We start from the raw sequence: 18,937 nt of genomic DNA, 5'->3' as shown, positions 1-18,937 counted from the left end.
TGGGAAGGAAAGGAGGTGAAAAATCATGGACAAAGTGATGGCTCTTCGGGAGATCAAGGCCGCGCTCGCGCTGACGAGCTCGCGTCTCTCCGAGACCGCTGCGCCAATGGCGAACCGGTCTGTACCAGCGTCTGGTGTTCCAGCCGCTATGCCAAAGCTGGCCGTTCCATCCGCTGCTCCAGCGGGTAAGGGCGTGCCAGTGAGCGGGATGCCACCCGCTGTGCCAGCCAAGGATCTTGACGATCTGGCTGTACCAGCGGCGCATCCACTGGCGCGTGATGCGGCGCCAATCGCCAGCTCGGCTCCAATTGCCGCTGGCGCGCTCGCCAAGTTCGATGCCGTTCCAGCCCGCTAAGGCACATGAGGTCGGCGGGTGACCGTCGCCCGATAGCCGCAGCACCGGAACGCGCGCGAACTTGCGCTTTCGCAAAATGTGATGCCCTGGAAATGATGCCCTGGAAACGATGCCCTGTAGAAACCCGCGCCGCGGGAGGGTCGGCCATCTCGGTCCGGTCTTTCCGCGGTTGCAGCCGCAAGAGCGCGCCGGAGGCGGCGTGCCCCTGATCGCTTTCTGGCGGACTTGCAGATTTTACAAGTTTTGCGCCGGATTTTGCGAAAATTGCGTTTTGAATTGCGAATATTGATCGGATTGCGCGTGACCGCGCAGGCGATGCGCCGCAAGGCCGGGCGGGGACAAGTCGCCGGCCGGTGCCCGGTTGAATCCGTCGTCTTGCTTCACGCCTGGAGGCCCGGCAGCAGTCCGCAGGCGGTCATCGCCGCGCGCACCGGCGGCTGAAGCACGGCGTCGGTCTTCGGCCCGATATCCCCGTCGCGGCGGGCCTGCGCGAGGCGCGCCAGAAACCGCGCCGGGGCCACCGGATCGTCGCGCTTGGATGCCTGGATCAACACCCGCCTGAGCCTTTCGCCCTGAAGCAGCGCGAAGCGCTGCGCATCGCCGCCCGACGCCGTTGCGTGCCCGGAAGGCGGTGCAAGCGCGAGTGCTGCGAGATCGAAGCCCGGATTGCGCTCCGGGTCGGTGAGGGCCGCAAGGTCGATCTCCAGCGCAACGCCGGCCTCCGCGATCAGGAACGGCGTCAGCGCGATGGTTGCCACGGCCCGGCCTTGCGTCTCTGCGGGCAGGGCGGCGAGCGGGCCGGGAAGGTTGCGGGCGAGCGTGTCGATGAGGTCGTCGATCAACAGCGTGTTGCCGGTGCTCGATTTCATCGTCGAGCCGTCGAGCCGCACCAGCTGATGGGGCAGCATGCGGTAGCGGTCGAAAAAAGCTCCGGCGCCGAGTGCCCTCAGCGCATCGAGGCGGATCTCGGTGCTGGTCAGCCATTCCTCGCCCATCACGTGCAGGATGCGGTCGGCCGGCGATGCGCCCTGTGCCGCCTCCAGCCAGAGAACCAGCGCGCGCAGGTGTTCGGTTGCAAAGCCGTCGCTGCGGGTGAGCGGGCAGCGCGGGTAGTCGTCGCGCCCGGTTTCCAGGATCACGACGCCGTCGTCCTCGCGCCGCGCGAGGCCGACATCGATCAACCGGTCCGCAAGCGCCAGTGCCGGCCCGACCGCATCCGATTCGCGCAGGAAAACGTCGTGGCGCTGGCCGAGGCGGGCGAGTGTCGCCGCCTGATCGCGCAAGACGAGATCGATCATCTCCCGCCACAGCGCATGCGTCGCGGTGTCGCCTGCGCGCCAGGCGGCGAGCACCGCGTCGGCGGCATCGCCATGGAGCGTCAGTTCCCGCGCGATCGGCGCATCGGCGTCCGCGCCGCCCTCATCGGACACGACGGCCCCGGCGATCTCGCCGTAGAGCCTGCCGACCAGCCGGTCCACGGGTCCGCCGCCCGCCAGCGCGGACAGTCCGCCCGCCGCCGTTACGCCGGCCAGCGCCTCGGCGATGTTGCGGCCGATGTCGCAGACGACGCTCTGGCAGGCGACCTCGGCGCCGCGTGCCCGCCACAGGGCGGCTAGCGCGCCGCCGAGCGCGATGTTGCGAAGGTGCCCGACATGCAGCGCCTTGTTGGCGTTGGGATCGAGATAGTCGACGAGAATCCGCGTGCCGGTGGCCGTGCCGCCAAGCTGCAGCGGATCGTCCGGATGTGCGGCAAGGCCGTCCGCGACCCGCTCCAATGTTTCGTCGGTGAAGCGCAAGGTCAGCCGGTTCTTGGAAAGCCGCGCGCTTTCCACCGCCGGCCAGGCCTCGAAGACCGATGTCAGGGCCGTGCGTGCGGGGCCGTCGATCCGGCCCTTGAGGATGACGGAGACGTCGGCAGCACCCTGTGGTCCGCGCCGGAAGTCGGTCTGCCGGTCGAGCGCGCCGACCGCCCGGTCAAGCCCGGCCTCGACAAGTGCCGACAGGGCGCCCGCAGAAAGCGGGCCGCCACTATCCGCGATGCCGCCGGCCGGGTCGCCGATGCCATCCTGTGCCGTCTTCGGTTTCTGGTCCATCGATCCGTTCCGAAAATCGCCGAAGCGGGCGAGTTCGGATCAGTTTTGCAACCTTCGGTCGATCAGGCAAGGGGCGGATGCGCGTTAGGCCACCGCGCGGTCCGGAAAGAGCCCGGCGAGACCGTCCGCGCTTGCATCGCAGATGCCGCGCTCGGTGATCAGGCCGGTGACGAGCCGTGCCGGGGTTACGTCGAAGGCGGGATTGGCAGCGGGCGTGTCGGGCGGCGAAATCAGTACCTTGTCGATGCTGCCGTCGGCGCGCCGGCCCTGGATCCAGGTGACTTCCTCGCCGTTTCGCTCCTCGATCGGGATCTCGCGCACCCCGTCGCGCACGGTCCAGTCGATGGTGGAGGAGGGCAGCGCGACATAGAAGGGAACGCCGTTGTCCTTGGCCGCAAGCGCCTTCAGGTAGGTGCCGATCTTGTTGCAGACGTCGCCCTGCGCGGTGGTGCGGTCGGTGCCGGTGATGACGATGTCGACCTGGCCGTGCTGCATCAGGTGGCCGCCGGCATTGTCGACGATCAGCGTGTGCGGCACGCCGTGCTTGCCGAGTTCCCAGGCCGTCAGGCTGGCACCCTGGTTGCGCGGCCGGGTCTCGTCGACGAAGACGTGAACGTCGATGCCGGCGTTGTGCGCCTGATAGATCGGCGAGGTCGCCGTGCCCCAGTCGACGGTCGCGATCCATCCGGCGTTGCAATGGGTTAGCACATTGACGGGCTCGCCGGGCTTCTTGTTCGCGGCGATCTCGCGGATCAGCGAGAGCCCGTGTTCGCCGATGGCATGGTTCACCGCGACATCGGCGTCGCAAAGCTCTGCGGCGAAGCGCCAGGCGGCGGCGGCGCGCTCCGCTTCATCGAGCGGCGCGAGGCGGGCGCGGGCGGCATCGAGCGCCCATTTCAGGTTGATCGCCGTTGGTCGCGTCGCGATCAGCGTCTCGTAGGCATCGGCGAGCTTGGCGTCGCCGGCATCGCGTTGCATCGCCAGCGCCATGCCATAGGCGGCCGTGGCGCCGATCAGCGGCGCGCCGCGCACCCACATGTCGCGGATGGCGGTCGCGGCGTCGTCGACGCTGTGCAGATCCACGGTGACGAATTCATGCGGCAGCCGGGTCTGGTCGATGATGCAGGCGCTGCGGCCGTCTTCACCCGGCCAGATCGCGCGATAGGGGGTTCCGTCGATCTTCATGATTTTCCCGCTCTGGTTGTGAGGCTGCCGTCGGTAGTTTATCACGCCGTATGCGGTCGCAAAACCGGTGCCTGTCCGGTTTCCCCGGCCTCAGGCGGTTTCGGCGAGCACGACCTGAAAGCCCTCGAAATCGGGCGGGCCGAGGTAGAGCGGCTTGTTGTCGCCGGCGTTCTTGTGCGCGTCGCGAAAGGCCTGGCTCTTCGTCCAGGCCAGAAAAGCCTCTTCGCTTTCCCAGATGGTGTGGGAGGCAAACAGCGTGTGTTCGTCGCCGGTTGCGCCGCGCAGCAGGTGAAACTCCCTGAAGCCCGGAACGTCGCCGAGCTTGCGCTCGCGGTTGCGCCAGACGGTTTCGAAATCGTCCTCGTGGCCGGGCCTGACGCGAAAGCGGTTCATGGCGATGAACATGTCGTGGTGTCCTCCTGTGGCGTGTCGTGACCCGGTATTTGGCCATGATCGTCCGCTTCGACAAGGTGCCGCAGGGCGCGCGCGAAGGTGCTCTGGCCGGGACTGCGCAGGGCGACGAAGGGCATGTTGCGTTTCTGGCACGCCCGTTTGGCGCGCAGGCAGGCATCGTGGCTGACGCAGCTGACCGGACAGAAGACGCAGTCGACGGACGGAAGCAGCTGATCGAGCCGTTGCGGGGCGTCCTCCACGCCGCCGTCGTGATGCAGGAAGGCGGCGTTGAATTCGGCGGCGATGCCGCGCAGCCGGTCGCGGTGACCGTGCAACCCGCCGACATAAAGCACGGTGCGGGGCCGCCCGCCGGTGCCGGCCGACCGGCTTTCGGGCGGCGTTCTTGCGGGATATGGCGCCTCGGTCGAGGCGGGACATGGAAGCGGGCGGGATCCGGGCCCGTCTGCGGCCTGTCGTGCCGCGCCGTCGAGCGCCCGCAGCCGCGCCTCTGCCTGGCGCGCCCTGACCCTTGCTCCCTGAAGCGCGCGCTGGGCCTTGTCGAAACGCCGTTGCAGCGCATCGTTTTGCGGCCGGCCTTTCGCCTTCGCCCTCGCGGTGGCGCCGGCGCCATGGGCGGCGCTTGCCTGCAGGTCGGTGAGACGCGCGCGCAGCCGGGCGATCTCGGCGTCGCGCTCCGCGAGGGCCGCGTGCAGCCCGGCCTCGGTGCGTTTCGCGCGGTCTTCCATCTCGCGGATCTGGTCGCGCAGCGCGGCCGCTTCCACGGTCTTGCGGCGGAAGGAGGCTCCGGCCAGATGCGACCACATGTGCACCTCGCCGAAGACGCGCACCCGAAGGTCGTTCGGCACATGGCCGTGGCTCATGAAGGCCCAGTATGCGGGCGCGACCTGGCCGCGGTCGCACATGTCGTCCCACAGTTCCGCCAGACCCGTGGCGTTCCGGGTGCGCGCGACCCGGCGCAAGGCGCCCTCGAACCGCGCGTCGAGGAGCTTCTGGAAAGCGCGGGAAAAGGCGTTGTCGGTCGTCGACAGGCGAACGAAGTGTCCGTGGAGGTCGTAGTCGGGTGTTTCGGGCGCAATCTCCATGCCGATCCGCCGCGCAACCCGGCGCAAGTCGCCGACGCTGGCGCAGGTGCCGACAATCGAGCAATGCACGCTGTCGTTCTGCTCCCACAGAAAAATGCGCCGACGCGGCTCCGGCGGGCCGGTGCCGGACGCGGTGGCCGATGCTTCCGCCTGGATGGCGGCGGCAACGGCGGCCTCGAGGGAACCGTTACCGGCGCACATGACGCGCCTTTCGGCAGGTGAAAAACCCGGCGCGCCTGTGCATCGGCGCGAAGGGCGGGGCAACGGGAGGGGGCGGCAGCATGGGGCCTCGCATGGCGCAGCGCCGGCATCTGCCGTGCGACCGCGCTTCGCTTTTCGATCGTGGAAAGGCGTGGCTGGCTGAACCGGCGAGGGAGTTGCCGGTGTGGCTTGCTGGCGCTTGGACATGTCCGGCGGCCCCTGGACACGGATGGGGCCGCGAACCGGACTCTTGGTATAAAACATGACATAAAGAGTCAAGTATAAAGCCCGGCGCTGGGAGAGGCGCACCGGCAAGCACAAGGCCACACGGCCAGTCCCGTTTTTCAACAGGCGAGCGGGGAGGATTGCGTCCTTGTTAAAACATGAGTATTTGAGTCACAAATTCGTTCGGCGCGCCGGTTTCGCGCCTCTTGCTTCAAGGAGATTGTCATGTCCCAGGACCCGCCCGTGCGACGCACGCTTCTTCGCCGACCGGGCGCCCGCCGGCCTTTCGCCGCTGCGTCCAAGGCTGCGCTGGCACCGCTGGAACTGGACAGTTCCGCGCTTTTCCAGGGCGCGCGCGAAGTGCATATCAGGCACAAGGACATGACCTACCGCCTGTCGATCACGCGCTTGGAGAAGCTGCTTTTGACCAAGTAGCGCGCCGCTTGCGCCGCTGCATGTGGACCGGGGAGGCGGCTGCGGCTGGAAACCGGCAAAAAGTCTGCTAAAAGACCGGAAACCTTCTCACCATGCCGCGCGCGCGGGCCTGTCCGTGCGCCGCAAATCCCGACGGTGTCATGTCCGAACTCGAAAACCTGGAATCCGAGATCCTCGCGGCCATCGCCGCTGCATCGACCGAAGCCGACCTGGAAGAGGTTCGGGTCGCGGCCCTTGGCAAGAAGGGGTCTGTCTCCGAACAGCTCAAGACGCTGGGCAAGCTCTCGCCGGAGGAACGCCGGGAGATGGGGCCGGCGATCAACGGCCTGAAGCAACGCGTCGGCGAGGCGCTGGGCGCCCGCCGCGAGGTGCTGCAGGAGGCCGCCCTCAACGCGAGGCTGGAAGCGGAGCGGATCGACGTGACGCTGCCGCTGCGTGCGGCACCGTCGGAGGCCGGCCGCATTCATCCCGTGAGCCAGGTGATCGACGAACTGACGGCGATCTTCGCCGACATGGGCTTTTCCATCGCCGAAGGCCCGGATGTCGAGACCGATCATCTCAATTTCACCGCGCTGAATTTCCCGGAAGACCATCCGGCGCGCGACATGCACGACACGTTCTTCCTGCATCCCAAGGAGGACGGCGAGCGCATGCTTCTGCGGACCCACACCTCTCCGGTGCAGATCCGCACGATGATGTCGCAAAAGCCGCCGATCCGCGTGATCACGCCGGGCCGCACCTATCGCTGCGACAGCGACCAGACGCACACCCCGATGTTCCACCAGGTCGAGGGGCTCGTCATCGACAAGGGCAGCCACATCGGTCACCTGAAGTGGGTGCTCGAGGAATTCTGCAAGGCCTTCTTCGAGGTCGACGAGATCAAGATGCGTTTTCGCCCGTCGTTCTTCCCCTTCACCGAGCCGTCGATGGAAGTCGATATCGGCTGCGACCGCTCCGGCAACGAGGTGAAGATCGGCGAGGGCGACGACTGGCTGGAAATCCTCGGCTGCGGCATGGTCCATCCCAATGTCATCCGCAATTGCGGGCTGGACCCGGACGAATATCAAGGCTTTGCCTGGGGCATGGGCATCGACCGGATCGCCATGCTGAAGTACGGCATGCCGGACCTGCGTGCCTTCTTCGACGCCGACGTGCGCTGGATCGACCACTACGGTTTCCGCCCGCTCGACCTGCCGACGCTGTTCGGGGGGCTGTCACGATGAGGCTCTTCGCCGCCCTGTGGCTGGTGCTGCTGACGGCCGTGCTTGTCGCGCCGGTCCAGGCCCAGACCAACCTCCAGACGCCCGCGCAAACCGGCGCGCCGTCGTTCCTGGAGGTTTGCGCCGACAAGACCGAGGAGCGCGGCCGGCTGCGCTATTGCGACGACTATTTCCGCCAGGGCCTGGGCGCGGGCGCGGATCCGGTGTTGTACCTGCGCGACCGCATCACCCGGCTGCGCGCAAGCCATGAGACGAATGCCTCGGAAAAATACCAGAGCTTCCTGACGGCCGTCTACATCACCGCCTTCCTGGCCATCGCCACCCTCGTTCTGGTGACGAGCGAGCGGCGCATCGCGGGGATCTCCAAATGGTCGACGGCGACCTCGGCGCTGGCGTTGCTGATTCTCATCGGCGCGGTGACCTACGGCTGGCTGGACAAAAGCCAGGCCGAGGATGCGGCGATGCTCGAACTGGGCTTGTTGCGAGACCAGGTCGAGACCGAGGCATCGCAGGCGATCGCCGGTGGCGACGGGATCAGCGACATGCAGGTGGAGCGCTGGAACGACCGCTTGCACGAGATCGGCCTGCGCTTCGCGCAGTCCTATGCCGGCGCCTCCGTGATGCCTGATCTGGACCGTTTCACCCCGACCGATTGACGGTCGCGTCGAATGGCGCCGCGCGAGCGGGCGCCCTCCGCGACACAAGACAAGAGACCGATGCCATGAAATTCACCCTGTCCTGGCTCAAGGATCACCTGGAGACCGATGCCGGTCTCGACGAAATCGTCGAGACGCTGACGCGCATCGGCCTGGAGGTCGAGGATGTCATCAATCCCGCCGACAAGCTGAAGAGCTTCACCATCGCCCGCGTGGTGGAGGCCAAACAGCACCCGAACGCCGACCGGCTGAAGGTGCTCAGCGTCGATGCCGGCGACGGCGGCGAGCTGCTGCAGATCGTCTGCGGCGCGCCCAACGCGCGCACCGGTCTCGTCGGCGTGCTGGCGCGCCCCGGCGATTATGTGCCGGGCATCGACGTGACGCTGTCGGTCGGCAAGATCCGCGATGTGGAAAGCTTCGGCATGATGTGCTCGGAGCGCGAGCTGGAACTCTCCGACGAGCACAGCGGCATCATCGACCTCGGCGAAGGCGCGCCGGTGGGCGTGTCCTACGCTGAATTCATCGGCCTCGACGATCCCGTGATCGAGATCGGCCTGACGCCGAACCGCCCCGATTGCGCCGGCGTCTCGGGCATCGCCCGCGACCTCGCCGCGGCCGGTCTCGGCAAGTTCAAGGAAAACCGCCCGCAGACGGTCGCGGGCGAGGGCCCCTGTCCGGTGAAGGTCGATCTGGACTTCGGCGACACGCCGTCGCTGTGTCCCGCCTTCGGCCTGCGCCTGGTGCGCGGGATCCGCAATGGCCCGTCGCCGGAGTGGATGCAGAAGCGCCTGATCGCCATCGGCCTGCGCCCGATCAACGCGCTGGTCGACATCACCAATTACATCACCTTCGACCGCGGCCGTCCGCTGCACGTCTTCGACGCCGCCAAGGTCCAGGGCGATCTCACGGTGCGGCGCGGGCGCGACGGCGAGGAGCTTCTCGGCCTCGACGGCAAGACCTACCGCTTCGACGACACGATGTGCGTGATCGCCGACGAGAACGGTGTGGAATCCATTGGCGGAATCATGGGCGGCGAAGTTTCCGGCTGCACCGCCGAGACCACCGACGTGTTGATCGAATCGGCGCTTTGGGACGAGACCAACATCGCCCGCACGGGCCGCGCGCTCGGCATCAACACCGACGCGCGCTACCGTTTCGAGCGCGGCGTCGATCCGCAGTTCTGCCTGCCGGGGCTGGATCTCGCCACGCAGTTGGTGATGGAGCTTTGCGGCGGCACGCCGAGCGAAGTGACCTTCTCCGGCGCCATTCCCGACACCGACCGGGTGGTCGATTTCCCCTTCGCAGAGGTCAAGCGGCTGTCGGGTCTCTCGCTGTCGGATGCGGAGATCAAGGGTGTGCTCGGCCGGCTCGGCTTCTGGGTCGCCGGCAGCGGCGATACGGTCAAGGTTTCGCCGCCGTCCTGGCGCCCGGACGTCCACGGCAAGGCGGACCTTGTGGAAGAAGTCGTGCGCATCGTCGGTCTCGACAAGGTGGTCTCCACCCCGCTGCCGCGCCAGTCGACGGTCTCCGGCCGCGTGCTGACCGTCGCCCAGACGCGGCGCTCGCAGGCACGGCGCACGCTTGCCGTGCGCGGCATGAAGGAAGCGGTGACCTGGTCGTTCATTTCCGCCAAACAGGCGCAAGCCTTCGGCGGCGGCGGGCGCGACCTCGAGCTTGCCAATCCGATTTCCGCCGACATGTCCGACATGCGCCCGAGCCTGGTGCCGGGCCTTGCCGCCGCCGCCCAGCGCAACGCCGACCGGGGCTATCCGGATGTCGCGCTCTTCGAGGTCGGCCAGGTCTTCGCCAACGACACGCCGGAAGGCCAGTCGATGGTGGCCGCCGGCGTGCGCCGGGGAACCGCAGGTTTCACCGGGGCCGACCGCCACTGGTCGGGCAACGCGGCGCCTGTCTCCGTCTTCGACGCCAAGGCCGATGCGGAGGCCGCCCTTGCGGCCGCCGGTGCGCCGGTCGACAAGCTGATGGTCTTCACTGAGGTGCCCGACTGGCTGCATCCGGGGCGCTCGGGCGAATTGCGCCTCGGCCCGAAGACGGTGCTCGCGCGCTTCGGCGAATTGCACCCGCGCGTCATGCGCGCGCTCGATCTCGACGGGGCGATCGCGGTCTTCGAGGTGTTCCTCGACGCGATCCCCGTGCCCAAGGGCAAGGGCGGGCGCTCCAAGGGCGCCTTCAACGCCAGCGACCTGATGCCGGTGCGCCGCGATTTCGCCTTCGTCGTCGACGAGGCGGTGACCGCCGACAAGCTGATGAAGGCGGCGCGCGGCGCCGACAAGGCGCTGATCGCCGACGTCACGCTGTTCGACGTCTATCGCGGGGCCGGCATCGAGGCGGGACGCAAGTCGCTCGCCATCGACGTGACGCTGCAGCCGCGCGCCAAGACGCTGACCGACGAGGACCTCGACGCGGTCGCGGGCAAGATCCGCGCGGCGGTGGAAAAGGCGACCGGCGGCACGCTTCGCGGCTGAGCGCTTGTGCGCGGACGCCGGCTCCCATACCCTTTCAAGGTGCTTCGGCACGCGCCGTAGGCAACGGGCGCGCCGGCACCTGCGGGGGCAGGGAGCAATTCAGGAGAGCGTGGTGGCTGCACTGACATCGCCTCGAAACCCGATACCGTCGACCGGCCTTGCCCTCGACCGCACGACGCTGGGCGATCCCGCGCTTGCGAGCGAGGACGACCGGCGCCGGGTTCTGGAACTGTTGATCCGCACCGATCCGGATCTGATGCGGGTCTTGCGCGGCGCGCGGAGGCTTGCGCTGCCGGACTGGCGGCTTGCCAGCGGCGCGGTCTATCAGACCGTGTGGAACGCGCTCACCGGGCGCGAAGCCGGTCACGGCATCAAGGACTTCGATCTTCTGTATTTCGATGGCGCCGATACAGGCTATGAGGCCGAGGACCGGGAAATCGCGCGCGGAGAGGCGCTCTTGGCCGATGCGCCCGCCCCGGTCGAGATTCGCAACCAGGCGCGGGTGCACCTGTGGTTCCAGGCGCGCTTCGCCCGGCCCTATCCGAAGCTGCGGTGCACCGACGAGGCGCTCCTGAACTATGCCTCGAAGACCCATGCGGTCGCGGTGCGTCTGGAAAACGACGACCGCCTGTCGGTCGCAGCGCCTTTCGGACTGGCGGATGTCTTTGCGATGCGGCTGGTGCCCAATCCCGTGCTCGACAATGCCGCGACCTACGTGAAAAAGGCGCAACGCATGTCGGCGGCCTGGCCGGAGATCGAGGTCGTGCCCTGGCCTGCGCACGCGGGACCTGAACATGAAGGACCCGCGCACGCGGGACCGGTGACCGGAGAGCCGTCGAACGACAGCGCGTTTGAAGCGGACGATCCGCCTCGGCCGGTCGAGGACGAGCCGGGGGCGCGGGAACCGGCGGATCAGGCGCTGCGTGACGATCCGTCTCAGGATGGCCGCGACTGGATGTCGCTCGCGACCAGCCCGCGCACCGAATTGCCGAAATAGACCCTTTCCGCCGCCAGCACATCGTCCAGCGTGAGCGCCGCCTCGAAAGCGCGGCCGCTCTCCAGCAGGGCTTCGCGCAGCGTTCCCGGCAGCAGGCCATGGAACAGGGGCGGGGTCAGCAGCCGGCCGCCCCGCGCGACGAAGAGATTGGTGTAGCTGCCTTCCGTCGCAAACCCGTCGCCGTTGACGAAAAGCACCTCGTCGCAGCCCCGTGTCGCGACCATGCGCTTGAGCGTGTCGTCGTAAAGCGCGCGCCGGGTCGTCTTGTGGGCGAGCAGCGGGTTGCCCGCATCGACGGGCCTGTCCGACACCGCGATGCGCCAGCGCGGCGGCGTGGGCGCCAGCGCCTCGTCGGCGAGGCGAAACCGCCCGTCGGCGGAGAGTTCCAGACGCACGCGGCGCGGGGCCTCGAAGCGCTCCGCCAGCGCGGACAGCGCGCCCGCGATCGTGTCCGGGGCACATGTGAACCCCAATCGGGCCGCGCTTTCTTGAAGCCGGCGCATGTGGCGCTTTAGGAGCAGATAGCCCTCCAGCGGGTGCCAGGCCATTGTCTCGATCAGCGCGAAATCGGGCAGGGGGCGTTCCAGGAACGCGAGCTTTAGCCGGCTTTCGGCGTATTCCGGGCCCGCCCCGGAATCGAACACCAGTCCCGATCCGGTCCCGATCTCGAAGGATCCTTCGCCCGCATCGTCGGGCGTTCGCGCGACCATCGTGCGGATCGCCACGTTGAAGCGAAAGTCGCCGCCGGGCTCAAGGTGACCGATGGCGCCGGTGTAGATCCCGCGCGGACCGGTTTCCAGGGCGTGCAGGATCTCCATCGCCCTGAGTTTGGGCGCGCCGGTGATCGAACCGCAGGGAAAGAGACGCGCCATGCAGGCGGCGAAGCCGTGGCCGGGTTCGAGCTGCGCTTCCACCGTGGAGGTCATCTGGTGCAGCGTGGCGTAGGGCTCCACCTCGAAGAGGCGTGGCACCTGAACGCTGCCCGGCACGGCGATCCGCGACAGGTCGTTGCGCATCAGGTCGACAATCATGACGTTTTCGGCCCGCGACTTGGGATCGCGGGCAAGCTCTGCCGCGATTTCGGCATCGGCCTGCGCGTTGAAGCCGCGCGGTGCCGTGCCTTTCATTGGCCGGCTTACAATCTGCGTTCCGCGCCGTTCCAGAAAGAGCTCCGGCGACAGCGACAGGACCTGGTGCGTGCCGAGGTCCAGCCAGGCGGCATGGCCCACCGGCTGTGTGGTGACCAGCCGGGCGAACAGGGCGCGCAGGTCGCCCGACCAGCGTCCGCGCGCCCGCATGGTCAGATTGGCCTGATAGATGTCGCCCTTTGCAAGATGGCGGCACACCGCGTTGAAGGCGGCCTCATAGTCGCGCTCGCTCATGTCCAGGCTGTCGACCGTTGCCGCGGGCGGGGCGGCATGGGCGGCGGCGCGCGCCTCCGGGGCCGCAAGCAGGTCCAGCGCGGCTGTCAGCCCGAGCCGTTCCGGCGCGTCGTAAATGCCGAACCAGACAAGCGGCAGCTCCGGATCCGCCGGCGCGAGGGCGCGCAGCTTTTCCTCGAATGCATATCCGGCTTCATAGGACAGGTATCCGGCGACATGATGCCCGCAGGCCGCGGCCTGTTCAGCGGCCTCCAGGCATGCTGTCACCGCGTCGATGCGGGAACAGGCGAGGGTCCGGTGCGGAGCGGAAAACAAAAGCGCCGTGTCCGCCTGTGCGTCGAGCAGCAGGAGACGACCGGTCGTGTCGCGCGGGCATGTCGTCATGGCGCTCTCGCTGGCGGGTCGGGTCAGCTGCGTGGGTCGGTTCCTGCGCGCACCGGCGCGGTCCTGTTCATCCGGGCAAAGACGCGGTCGAGGATTTTCGGGGCATTGCCGTGGCTTACCGCCAGCAGATACTCCTTTGGATAGCGATAGCACTTGTTGAGAAACCGGCCGATGCCCTTCTTGCTCGCCACATGGCCGATGGTCGATGTGGCATGCAGGTCCGCCCAGAGGGTCTCGTAGTTTTCCGGCATTTCCATCGGCGCGTCGCTGAAATGCTCGGAAACCTTGCGGGCGAGGAAGGTTGTCGACGCGGAGCCTTCGGGAATGATCTCGAAGCCGGCCTTCAGAAGCATCGCCTTCAGCGTCTCGTGGTTGAAATTGTAAATATGCGCGAAGTGAAAGCGCGTCCACGGAGCGTGGTTGGTGTGCTGGATGTCGGGCACGGCGACCGAGAGCAGCCCGCTCTCGCGCAGGAGCGAATTGATGACGCGCAGCGAGGCGAGCGGGTCCGGCAAATGCTCCAGCACATGGTTCAGGTTGATGATGTCGTAGCCGTCCGGATCGAGCGCCGCGGTCTCGTAGGTGCAGTTCTGGACGGGAAGGCCGAGCACGCGCCTCGTATAGTCCGCGTAGCCGGTGTTGGGTTCGATGCCGGTGACCTTGAAGCCCGCCTTGCGGGCCATGTAGAGGAACTCGCCGCTGCCCGAGCCGATGTCGAGGAAGCGCGTCTGCTCCGGGCTTGCGTGTCTGGCGATTTCCGCGACGCGCTGATAGGCCCCGGGCGCATAGCGATAGGTGTGCTTCAGCTTCGGCTCGTAGGTCGACTTGTAGGCCTTGCGATAGTCGACGGTGTAGAAGCGGTCGAGTTCTTCCTTGGTGGGGATCGGATGGCTGTGCACCAGCCCGCAGCCGGTGCAGATCACCGTGGTCAGCGGTTTGGAACCGCGTCCCACGCCGGAGACGACACGCCGGTTTTTGCCCGCGCAGATGCGGCACTCCGTTTCCAACGTGACAACGCTTCCGTTTTCAACGTTCGCCAACACACGGCCCCCGGTGTTTGAAAAGACTTTGCTGCACCTGCGCTGCGTCCAGCGACAGCCCGCCGTACGTCATACTGGGTCGCGTCGTTTGCGACCAGAAAAATGTACCGGACCGGAGCGATCCGGCGCCGGTTGGCACCGGTTTCTTGCGTTGCTCTCGCGCTTGACGTTCCACGGGCTGGAGGCGGCAACCTTGTGGCGAGGCCACGGCCTTCGGGTCACAGCTCAAATCGCCCTTGGAGATGCAGGATGAGTCACGCAAGTCACGGACCGACGCCGATACGGGGGCGCGGAATGAAGATTTCCGCCTGGTTGACCGGGGTCTATTTCGTTGTGGAACTGGCGATCGGATTGTGGACGGGCTCCATTGCCGTCATTGCGGATGCCCTGCACACCTTCTCCGCCGTTGGCGGGATCCTGGTCGCGCTTCTTGCCGCCCGCCTTGCCCGGCGCCCGGCCGACGCGCAGCGCTCGTTCGGCTGGTACCGAAGCGAGATCATCGGCGCATTGGTCAACGGCGGATTTCTGCTGGCGATGGCGGTGGTGGTCCTCGTCATGTCGGCGATGCGCCTGTTCGACCCGATCGAGCTTCCGACCACCCCCATGCTGATCGCCGCCGCGGGCGGGCTCGCGACAGAGGTCGTGTCGCTTGCCCTCGTCTGGACGCAGGCCCGCGAGGACATCAACGTGCGCGGCGCGCTCTGGCATATCATCCAGACCTTCGTCGGCAGTCTGCTGATCGTCGTCACCGCGCTGGTGATCTGGCTGACCGGGTTTCTCGCCATCGATCCCCTGCTCGGCATGGCGTTCGGTTTCGTTCTGATCTGGGCGAGTTGGGGGATCCTGCGCGATGCGTCGCATCTCCTGTTGGAGGGAACGCCCCCCGGCATCGATCTTGAGCACGTGTCGGCGGCGCTTGCCGAGCTCGCCGGTGTCATCGACGTCCACCATCCCCATGCCTGGGCGCTTACCAGCGGTCGGCATGTCTTCTCCGCGCATATGCGCGTGCGCGACGACGCCGTTTCCGAGACGGTGCTCGATCGTGCGCATGACCTGCTTCGGCGCCGCTTCGGTTTCTACTTTTCCACCTTGCAGCTGGAAGTCCGCTGCCGCGATGAGGAGACCGCCCGGGAGATCGATGTCACCCGCCCGTCGAGCCTGCCGGATTGACGCGTTCCGTCGCATTGCATCTGGCGGGCGAGGCGCGCTTGGGGGCCGGACTCGGCATTGCCGGAGAATGCGATAGAATGTCCGGCGTTGATCCCCTCATTGCAAATCCGGTTTCTGGAGAGTGTATGTCCGAGTTTGAAAACAAGAGTGTTGTCATCACCGGCGCCAGCCGGGGTATCGGCGAGGCCGCCGCGCGTCATCTGGCCGCCCTTGGCGCCAATGTCGTGCTTGCCGCGCGCAGCGCCGGCGATATCGAACGCATCGCAAGGGAGATCGAAGCCGCCGGGGGCACGGCGAGCGCGATGACCTGCGACGTTGCCCGCCAGGAGGACGTGAAGGCGCTGATCGCGCGCGCCGTCGAGCTCTACGGCGGTCTCGACGTCCTGGTGAACAATGCCGGACTGATCGATCCGATCGCGCGGCTTGCCGACAGCGATCCGGACGCCTGGAGCCGGGTCGTCGATGTGAACGTCAAGGGCGTCTACTACGGCCTGCGCCATGCGATCCCGGAAATGACCGCGCGCGGCGGTGGCACGATCATCAACATCAGTTCCGGCGCCGCGACCGGCGCGCTGGAGGGCTGGAGCCACTATTGCTCGACAAAGGCGGCGGTGCTGTCGCTGACCCGCTGCACCGACAAGGAGTATCGCGGCGAGGGCATCCGCATGATCGGACTGAGCCCGGGCACGGTGAAGACCGAAATGCAGGTCGCGATCAAGGCGTCGGGTCTCAATCCGGTGAGCCAGCTCGACCCGTCGGTGCATATTCCGCCCGAGTGGGTCGCCAAGACCATCGCCTATCTCTGCGGCCCCGGAGGCGATGCCTATCTCGGTACGGATTTCTCGCTGAAGACCAACGAGGGGCGTGCGGCGGTGGGACTGCCCGCGGTGTCCTGACGCTGCGCGCGGGTCGGCCGGGGAGGAGAGTCTGTGCCGGCGCGCCCGCATTGTTCTCCCCGGTTCAGAGGCGCGCCGATCCTTGGTGCGACCCGCTGACAACGCCAGGCCCGTCTCCTAGACGGTGACCCCGAAAACCATGCCGACGGCGGCGGTCGCGGCCATGGCGAGCGCTCCCCAGAAGGTGACCCGCAGCGCGCCCTTGGCGATCCCGGCACCGCCGGCGGAGGCGCCCAGTCCGCCGAGCACGGCAAGCGCCGGCAGCGTGGTGACCGCCACCGCGACCGAGATCGCGGAGGCCGGCGCAAGCCCCGCCACGATCAGCGGCACGACGGCGCCGATTGCAAAGGTCAGTGCCGAGACGACGGCGGCCTGGATCGGACGGGCGGCAATGGTCTCGGAGATGCCCAGTTCGTCGCGCATATGTGCGGCGAGCGCGTTCTTTTCGGTGAGCTGGACCGCGACTTGCCGGGCCAGCCGGTCGTCGAGACCGCGTTCGACATAAATCTGCGTCAGTTCGTCGAGTTCGGCCTCCGGCGTTTCCTCCAGCTCGCGCGTTTCGCGGGCGATGTCGGCCTTTTCGGCGTCCGTCTGCGAGCTGACCGAGACATATTCGCCGGCGGCCATCGACATCGCGCCGGCAACGAGACCGGCAAGGCCGGCGATCAGCACCTCCGTGCGCCCCGAGCCGGCCGCCGCCACGCCGACGACGAGGCTCGCGGTCGACACGAGACCGTCGTTTGCGCCCAGAACGGCGGCGCGCAGCCAGCCGATGCGATGCACCAGATGGACTTCGGAGTGAAGAATACGGGTCATTGGCCTTGTCCTTTGGCATTGGGAGCCGAAGGCTCCGCGCGCGGCGTGATCTTCAGGGCACGAAGGGCGTTGAGGATCACGGCAACGTCGATCACCTCCTGCAGAAGCGCGCCCTGAACCGGTGTGAGATAGCCGAAGGCGGCAGCAATCATCCCGGCAATCGAAAGGCCGATGCCGGCGACGACGCTTTCCACCGCGATCCGCCGCGCGCCCCTGGCCACTTCCAGCCCCGGCAACAGCCGGTTCAGATGGTCGACCAGCAAGACGACATCCGCCGCTTCCGCCGAGGCGGCCGCGCCGCGCGCGCCCATGGCAACGCCGACGTCGGCGGCCGCCAGCGCCGGGGCATCGTTGACGCCGTCGCCGACCATCATCACGGGGCCGTTCTTGCGTTCGCTCAGAACCAGAAGCACCTTCTGGTCCGGCGAGAGATCCGAGCGCACCGCATCGAGACCGAGGCCTTCCGTGACCGCCTCCGCCACGGCGCGCCGGTCGCCGGTCGCCAGAAGAATGCGCTCGATGCCGTTTTCCCGAAGGCCGGCGAGCAGGTCCGCCGTTCCCTCGCGCAACGCGTCGGCCAGGGCCAGATGGCCCGCCAGCACGCCGTCGACGGAGACGGCGACGATCACCGATCCCGGTTCGCGGATGTGGCGATCCCAATCGGGCGGTGCGGCCTGTCGCGTGACGAAACCGATCCCGCCGACGACGACGCGGCGTCCGTCGACGGTGCCGGCGACGCCTTCGCCCGCCGTCTCGACGAGGTCTTCCGGGACGGGCAGGTTCATGCCGCGCGTCCGCGCGTCCGCGACGATGGCCTGGGCGATCGGATGTTTCGATGCCTGGTCGAGGGCGGCGGCGTAGTAGAGCACCTCGTTTTCGTCGAGCGTGCCATGGCGTTCGATGGAGACGATCTTCGGCCGCCCGTCGGTCAGCGTGCCGGTCTTGTCGAGGATCAGCGTGTTGATCCGCGCCAGCGCCTCCAGCGGTTTCGCGCCCTTGATCAGCACGCCGAAATGCGCGGCACGCGACAGGCCCGCCACCAGCGCCACCGGAACGGCAAGGATCAGCGGGCAGGGCGTTGCAACGACGAGAACGGCAACCGCGCGGATCGGATCGCCGGTAAACCACCAGGCTGCCGTCGCCAGCACCACGGTAACAACGAGGAAGGCGAGCGAATAGCGGTCGGCGAGCCGCGCCATCGGCGCCTTGGATTTCTGTGCCGCCTCCACCAGCCGCACGATCCCGGCGTAGGTGCTGTCGGCGGCGCGGCGCGTCGCGCGCAGGTCGAAGGCCTCGCCCGCGTTGGTCGCCCCGCTCATCACCTCGGCCTCGCGCTCAAGCCGCGCCGGCAGGGATTCGCCCGTCAGCGCCGACAGGTCGAGAACGGCGCGCGCGCTTGCAAGCGTCCCGTCCACCGGCGCGACGTCGCCCTGCCGGATGAGAAGGAGGTCGCCGGGTTCGATCTCTTCCAGCGGCACCTCGTCGAGGGCGCCGTTGCGGTGGCGGGTCGCGGTGCGCGGCACACGGGCGAGAAGCGCGCTCATCTCGCGCCGGGCGCGCCCCTCGGCGAAGGTCTCCAGGAAGGTGCCGCCGGAATACATCAGCGCCACCACGGCCGCGGCCAGCGTTTCCCCAAAGACAAGCGCCGCGGTCATCGAGAGTGCTGCGACGATGTCGAGGCCGACCTCGCCGGCGCGCAGCGAGCGCACGATCTCCACCAGAAGCGCGGCCAGCACGGGGAGGACCCCGGCGATCCAGACGGCATCCGCCGCCCAGGCCCGTCCGGTGAGCGACAGCGCGAGGCCGACACCCAGTCCCGCAAGCGCGATGGCGACAAGCGCGGTGTTCACGCGGTCCTGAAACGGGGCGGTCATCACAGGGGGGCCATGGCAAGGAGGGT

Annotated in this window: 15 protein-coding genes; 7 read left to right on the top strand and 8 right to left on the bottom strand. The window is 67.7% G+C overall.

Annotation, left to right across the window (positions count from 1 at the left end):
- Positions 1 to 735: 735 nt before the first annotated feature.
- The 4 genes from argS to G572_RS0105405 all read right to left on the bottom strand — a co-directional run bounded on the left by argS (position 736) and on the right by G572_RS0105405 (position 5,330).
- Positions 736 to 2,448 (bottom strand): arginine--tRNA ligase domain-containing protein, encoded by a 1,713-nt coding sequence (gene argS, locus G572_RS0105420; RefSeq protein WP_029057613.1) that lies wholly within the window; start codon positions 2,446 to 2,448, stop codon positions 736 to 738.
- 84 nt (positions 2,449 to 2,532) lie between these two features.
- Positions 2,533 to 3,633 carry an S-methyl-5-thioribose-1-phosphate isomerase gene (gene mtnA, locus G572_RS0105415; RefSeq protein WP_029057612.1) on the bottom strand — a complete coding sequence of 367 codons (1,101 nt, stop codon included), beginning with the start codon at positions 3,631 to 3,633 and terminating at the stop codon, positions 2,533 to 2,535.
- Positions 3,634 to 3,723: 90 nt separating this feature from the next.
- Complete coding sequence (gene hmuQ, locus G572_RS0105410; protein WP_029057611.1) at positions 3,724 to 4,038, bottom strand: heme-degrading protein HmuQ; 315 nt, start codon at positions 4,036 to 4,038, stop codon at positions 3,724 to 3,726.
- Entirely contained in the window at positions 4,023 to 5,330 is a 1,308-nt protein-coding gene (locus tag G572_RS0105405) for a DUF2325 domain-containing protein (RefSeq protein WP_029057610.1), read from the bottom strand. Before G572_RS0105405 ends, hmuQ begins: the two co-directional genes overlap by 16 nt.
- Before the next feature lie 450 nt (positions 5,331 to 5,780).
- Here G572_RS0105405 and hemP point away from each other — a divergent pair, with 450 nt between their 5' ends.
- The 5 genes from hemP (at position 5,781) to G572_RS22600 (ending at position 11,349) form a co-directional block, all read left to right on the top strand.
- Positions 5,781 to 5,990, top strand: a complete 210-nt coding sequence (hemP, locus tag G572_RS22605) for a hemin uptake protein HemP (RefSeq protein WP_037545905.1) — start codon at positions 5,781 to 5,783, stop codon at positions 5,988 to 5,990.
- A gap of 140 nt (positions 5,991 to 6,130) precedes the next feature.
- Positions 6,131 to 7,213 (top strand): phenylalanine--tRNA ligase subunit alpha, encoded by a 1,083-nt coding sequence (gene pheS / locus G572_RS0105395; protein ID WP_029057609.1) that lies wholly within the window; start codon positions 6,131 to 6,133, stop codon positions 7,211 to 7,213.
- Positions 7,210 to 7,866, top strand: coding sequence for a hypothetical protein (locus G572_RS0105390; RefSeq protein ID WP_029057608.1), 657 nt, complete (start codon positions 7,210 to 7,212; stop codon positions 7,864 to 7,866). The genes pheS and G572_RS0105390 overlap by 4 nt, the downstream gene beginning before the upstream one ends.
- A 65-nt stretch (positions 7,867 to 7,931) precedes the next feature.
- A complete protein-coding gene (gene pheT / locus G572_RS0105385; RefSeq protein WP_029057607.1) occupies positions 7,932 to 10,352 on the top strand; it encodes a phenylalanine--tRNA ligase subunit beta in 2,421 nt (806 codons plus the stop codon).
- Between the two features lie 112 nt (positions 10,353 to 10,464).
- The gene (locus tag G572_RS22600; RefSeq protein ID WP_245566159.1) at positions 10,465 to 11,349 is read left to right on the top strand and encodes a nucleotidyltransferase family protein; all 885 of its coding nucleotides are present in this window, start codon (positions 10,465 to 10,467) and stop codon (positions 11,347 to 11,349) included.
- Here the strand turns inward: G572_RS22600 and pabB are convergent.
- On the bottom strand, positions 11,289 to 13,115 hold the full coding sequence (gene pabB, locus G572_RS0105375; protein WP_029057606.1) for an aminodeoxychorismate synthase component I: 1,827 nt from the start codon (positions 13,113 to 13,115) through the stop codon (positions 11,289 to 11,291). The two genes, G572_RS22600 and pabB, sit on opposite strands and share 61 nt — an antisense overlap.
- Before the next feature lie 23 nt (positions 13,116 to 13,138).
- The gene (locus tag G572_RS25345; RefSeq protein ID WP_169391288.1) at positions 13,139 to 14,155 is read right to left on the bottom strand and encodes a class I SAM-dependent methyltransferase; all 1,017 of its coding nucleotides are present in this window, start codon (positions 14,153 to 14,155) and stop codon (positions 13,139 to 13,141) included.
- A gap of 294 nt (positions 14,156 to 14,449) precedes the next feature.
- On the opposite strand from G572_RS25345, the gene G572_RS0105365 reads away from it, so the two are divergent.
- Both G572_RS0105365 and G572_RS0105360 read left to right on the top strand, forming a co-directional pair.
- Positions 14,450 to 15,325 carry a cation diffusion facilitator family transporter gene (locus tag G572_RS0105365; RefSeq protein ID WP_156884487.1) on the top strand — a complete coding sequence of 292 codons (876 nt, stop codon included), beginning with the start codon at positions 14,450 to 14,452 and terminating at the stop codon, positions 15,323 to 15,325.
- Positions 15,326 to 15,450: 125 nt separating this feature from the next.
- Positions 15,451 to 16,221, top strand: a complete 771-nt coding sequence (locus G572_RS0105360; protein ID WP_029057604.1) for an SDR family oxidoreductase — start codon at positions 15,451 to 15,453, stop codon at positions 16,219 to 16,221.
- Positions 16,222 to 16,338: 117 nt separating this feature from the next.
- Here G572_RS0105360 and G572_RS0105355 read toward each other — a convergent pair whose 3' ends face one another.
- Both G572_RS0105355 and G572_RS0105350 read right to left on the bottom strand, forming a co-directional pair.
- Positions 16,339 to 17,037: a VIT1/CCC1 transporter family protein gene (locus G572_RS0105355; protein WP_029057603.1), complete on the bottom strand. Its 699-nt coding sequence runs from the start codon at positions 17,035 to 17,037 to the stop codon at positions 16,339 to 16,341.
- On the bottom strand, positions 17,034 to 18,911 hold the full coding sequence (locus G572_RS0105350; RefSeq protein WP_029057602.1) for a heavy metal translocating P-type ATPase: 1,878 nt from the start codon (positions 18,909 to 18,911) through the stop codon (positions 17,034 to 17,036). Before G572_RS0105350 ends, G572_RS0105355 begins: the two co-directional genes overlap by 4 nt.
- Positions 18,912 to 18,937: the final 26 nt, after the last annotated feature.

Source organism: Stappia stellulata DSM 5886 (assembly GCF_000423705.1).
In the GTDB taxonomy this organism is placed as follows: Bacteria; Pseudomonadota; Alphaproteobacteria; order Rhizobiales; family Stappiaceae; genus Stappia; species Stappia stellulata.
The sequence above is the reverse complement of the archived record's forward strand: the minus strand, read 5'-3'. Positions and strand labels throughout refer to the sequence as shown.